The organism is Protofrankia sp. Cas3 (genome assembly GCF_963555955.1).
Classification (GTDB): Bacteria; Actinomycetota; Actinomycetes; order Frankiales; family Frankiaceae; genus Protofrankia.
In genome coordinates, this window is sequence record NZ_CAUVXP010000270.1 from 1 (window position 1) to 4,094 (window position 4,094).

The window sequence follows — 4,094 nt, forward strand, 5'->3', positions numbered from 1 at the left end:
CTCCAGCTCGGCCGAGGTGAACGGCTGGCCGTTGACCTTGTTGTAGGAGACGACGTCGACCAGGTAACGCTCACGTACCACGTGGGCGAGCTGGCCGAGGTTCATCTCCGGGATGACGACCCGGTCGTAGCCGGCAAGTACCGCGCCGACGTTCTTCGGCATCGGCGCGATGTGACGCAGGTGTGCCTGGGCGATGGCCACCCCGCCTTCCCGCAGCACGCGGCAGGCCGCGCCGATCGGCCCATAGGTGGAACCCCAGCCGAGCACCAGCACCCGAGCCTCGCCGGATGGGTCCTCGACCTCCAGATCGGGCACGTCGATCGCCTCGACCCGGGCGGCGCGCAGCCGCATCATCACGTCGTGGTCGGCCGGCACATAGGACACCGCCCCGGTGCCGTCGGCCTTCTCCAACCCACCGACGCGGTGTTCCAGACCCGGTGTGCCCGGCACCGCCCAGGGACGCGCGAGCGTGTGCGGGTCGTGCAGGTACGGCAGGAACGTTCCGTCCGGCCCGTTGGGCTCGGTCGCGAACTCCACCCGCAGGTCGGGCAGGTCGGCCGGGTCCGGCAGCAGCCACGGTTCGGAACCGTTGGCCAGGTATCCGTCGGAGAGCAGGATGACCGGCATCCGGTAGGTCAGCGCGATCCGCGCCGCCTCCAGCGCCGCGTCGAAGCAGTCCGCCGGGGAGCGGGCGGCGATCACCGCGAGCGGTGCCTCACCGTGCCGGCCGAACAGGGCGATGTTCAGGTCGGACTGCTCGGTCTTGGTCGGCAGACCGGTCGACGGGCCGGCCCGCTGCACGTCCACGACCACCAGCGGTAGCTCCAGCATCACCGCGAGGCCGAGGGTCTCGGTCTTGAGCGCCAGCCCCGGCCCGGAGGTCGAGGTGACACCGAGCGCGCCGCCGTAGGAGGCACCGAGCGCCGAACCGACCGCCGCGATCTCGTCCTCGGCCTGGAAGGTCGTCACGCCGTACCGCTTGTATCCCGACAGGTCGTGCAGGATCTCCGATGCCGGGGTGATCGGGTAGGCACCGAGGAAGACCGGCAGCTGGGCGCGCAGACCAGCCGCGACCAGACCGTAGGCGAGCGCCGAGTTGCCGTTGACGCTGCGGTAGGTGCCGGGTACCAGCTTCGCGGGCTTGACCTCGTAGCGGACGGCGAAGTCCTCGGTGGTCTCACCGTAGTTCCAACCGGCCTGGAACGCGGCCACGTTCGCGGCGGCCAGCTGCGGCTTCTTGGCGAACTTCTGCTTGAGGAACTCGACCGTACCTTCGGTGGGCCGGCTGTACATCCACGACAGCAGCCCGAGAGCGAACATGTTCTTCGCCCGCTCGGCGTCCTTCTTGGAGACGTCGATGTCGGCGAGCGCGGCGACGGTCGCGGTGGTCAGCGGCACCCGGTGCACCGTGTACCCGTCGAGCGAGTCGTTCTCCAGCGGATTGCTCGTGTAACCAACCTTCTCAAGGTTACGCGTGGTGAACTCATCCGTGTTGACAATGATCTCCGCATTCGGCGGCAGATCGGCGAGATTGGCGCGCAGTGCAGCCGGGTTCATCGCCACCAGGACGTCCGGGGAGTCACCGGGGGTGAGGACGTCATGGGCCGCGAAATGCACCTGGAAGCTGGACACGCCGTGCAACGAGCCCGATGGGGCGCGGATCTCGGCGGGGTAGTTGGGCAGGGTCGACAGGTCGTTTCCCAGGATGGCGGTCTCGGAGGCGAAACGGTCGCCGGTGAGCTGCATTCCGTCGCCGGAGTCACCGGCGAACCGGATTGCCACCCGGTCCAGATGCTGAATCTGCTTGGCCACGTGCGTGGACCTCCTCAATGACCGACGGTCGGCGAGGGTGCGTACCCACTGTTCTACAGTGGGTAGAGCGGGCCATGCGGCTCGCCCGTCCTTCTTATACGGAGGCATTGATTCAGCGGTGTTTCGCGGTGTCAAATCGCCATCTCGTAAAGGGGGCGGTGCGCGTCACGCTGAATTCGACAACAGCACCGTCACATATATCCTCGGACGTGCGGGAAAAGCGTCGGCAATTGCGCGGACAACACCTTTGACGGGACTTTCGGGAAACAACGACGGAAAGACGTTTCCCGCCGCGGGGGACCACCGTCCCCGTCCTGGCACCGACGAAGGTCGGGCTCCCCCCGGCAACCGGCCCACCCATCGTAAGATCGGCCCACCCAGTGCAGGATCGGCCCACCGCCACGTAGAACGTCATGTTCTACACTGGGCTCATGGTGGATGTGACCGACCGCGGTCACCCGGTCGCGTGCCTCGTCCCCATAGAGCGAGGATTGTCCATACTGGAGCGTCTCGTCGCCGAGGGTCGGGCAACCGCACCCTCGGTCCAGGCGGGCGAGCCGCTTCCCACGCCGCCCATGCTGGGCGATCCGGCCGTGGACGCCGCTGCGGAACTGGCCGCGGCCCGCGAAGACCAAAATTAATGATCTGTCGTGACCCTACTGGCCGGGCTACCCACCGCCAGCCCCGGCGTGTGAGGACGCCCGGTACCGCGGCCTGGGGTGCGGGTTCACCGGGTGAGGCTTGCGAAGATGTCGTCGAGGAGCGGCTGCCCGGATGCTCGGCCGTGTTCGACGTACCACTCGCGGCCAAGTGCCCACCGGAACACCGGACGGGGAAGCCGAAGGAGCACCGTGAGCAGGCGCAGGCCGGAGTCGGTGCTGGCCTGGCTGGCGTGCGCGGCCAGAGCCGCCCGCTTCGCCCGCGTATGGCGGCGCACGTCGACCCGGTGGGTCAGCGTCTCGCGCGCGGTGTAAAGGTCCGCGACGCGCGCCGGATCGAAGCCCGCCGGGACGCGGGGTAACCGCGAGACGATCCGCAGCATCCGTTGCAACGCCCCGCGGTCCAACGTCGCCTCCAGAACGACACCAGTGCCGGCGATCGTGGCGGCACGGACCCCGACGTGGTGCACCTGCACGTGATCGGGATGACCGTATCCACCGGCGAGGTCGTAGATGGTGAGCACGTCGGCCTGCTCCTCGCGCAGGATCTCGGCCAGGCGTGCCGCGGCCTCGTCGATATCCGCCTCGGCAAACGCCGAGTCCGCTCCCGAGGGCGCATCCGTCGTTCCGGAATCGGCGTAGCCCAGCCACTCCACCCGCGTGCATCCCAGTATCCGGGCTGAGCGCTCCAGCTCGGCCCTGCGCTGGTCGGCCAACGGACCGCGGGCGAGCACGTCGCGCGACGCCGGGCCGGCTCCGCCGGTGGTGGCGACCACAAGGACCACTCGATGGCCCTCCGCGGCGGCCCGCGCCAGGGTTCCGCCGGTGAGCAACGCCTCGTCGTCCGGGTGGGCGTGGAAGGAGACCAGAGTGTAGGGCACCGTCCTATTAGCCTGTAAACCCTCCGCCGACGCAAAAAATCACTGCGGCGCTGGCTGACCACCGGGGCCGCGGTCGAGAAATCACCTGTCCACGTGGGCCTGTCAGCTGTGCCCGCCGGGACCGGGCTGCGCCGACCCGGTGGTACCGGCCGGTGCCGGCACGCCGGCACCGGGCGGGACCGGCGTGTAACGGATCTCCTCGCCCTGGTCCGTAGGTTCTACCGAGACCGTGGGCAGCACCCGGTCGAGTCGGGCCGGCAGCCACCAGTTCACCCTGCCGCACAGGTGCATCAGCGCCGGCACCAGCACGGTCCGGATGACGAACGCGTCGATCACGACCGCGAGCGCGAGGCCCAGACCGAACATCTTGATCACACGATCGTCCCCGAGCATGAAGGAGCCGAACACCAAGGCCATGATCGCTCCAGCCGCGCTGATCACACGACCGGTTTCGGCCTGACCCAGCGAGACGGCGATCCGGTTGTCCCGGCGCGCGAGCCACTCCTCGTGCATCCGGCTGACCAGGAACACCTCGTAGTCCATGCTCAGTCCGAAGAGGATGGCAAAGATCATCACCGGTAGGAACGGCTCGATCGGCCCGGGCTGGATGTCGAACAGGTCGGACAGCCATCCCCACTGGAAGATCGCAACGAGCACCCCGAAGGACGCGGCGACCGCGAGCAGGTTCATCACCGAGGCCATCAGCGGGATGACGACGCTGCGGAACACCACAACCAGCAGC

The 4,094-nt window shown here is 68.4% G+C and carries 4 protein-coding genes; 1 reads left to right on the plus strand and 3 read right to left on the minus strand.

Annotation, left to right across the window (positions count from 1 at the left end):
• Positions 1-1,812, minus strand: a 1,812-nt coding sequence (locus U9983_RS26860; RefSeq protein ID WP_322756688.1) for a 2-oxoacid:acceptor oxidoreductase subunit alpha, incomplete at its 3' end; no start/stop codon positions are given.
• 413 nt (positions 1,813-2,225) lie between these two features.
• Between U9983_RS26860 and U9983_RS26865 the strand changes: the two genes are divergently transcribed.
• The gene (locus tag U9983_RS26865) at positions 2,226-2,453 is read left to right on the plus strand and encodes a prevent-host-death protein (protein WP_322756689.1); all 228 of its coding nucleotides are present in this window, start codon (positions 2,226-2,228) and stop codon (positions 2,451-2,453) included.
• A gap of 86 nt (positions 2,454-2,539) precedes the next feature.
• On the opposite strand, the gene U9983_RS26870 is transcribed toward U9983_RS26865, so the two are convergent.
• Entirely contained in the window at positions 2,540-3,352 is an 813-nt protein-coding gene (locus U9983_RS26870) for a PIG-L family deacetylase (protein WP_322756690.1), read from the minus strand.
• A gap of 102 nt (positions 3,353-3,454) precedes the next feature.
• Positions 3,455-4,094, minus strand: a 640-nt coding sequence (locus U9983_RS26875; RefSeq protein WP_322756691.1) for an MMPL family transporter, incomplete at its 5' end; no start/stop codon positions are given.

Excerpts from the sequence above, each read along its gene's own strand:
- U9983_RS26865 (WP_322756689.1), top strand. The coding sequence starts at position 2,226 with ATGTTCTACACTGGGCTCATGGTGGATGTGACCGACCGCGGTCACCCG.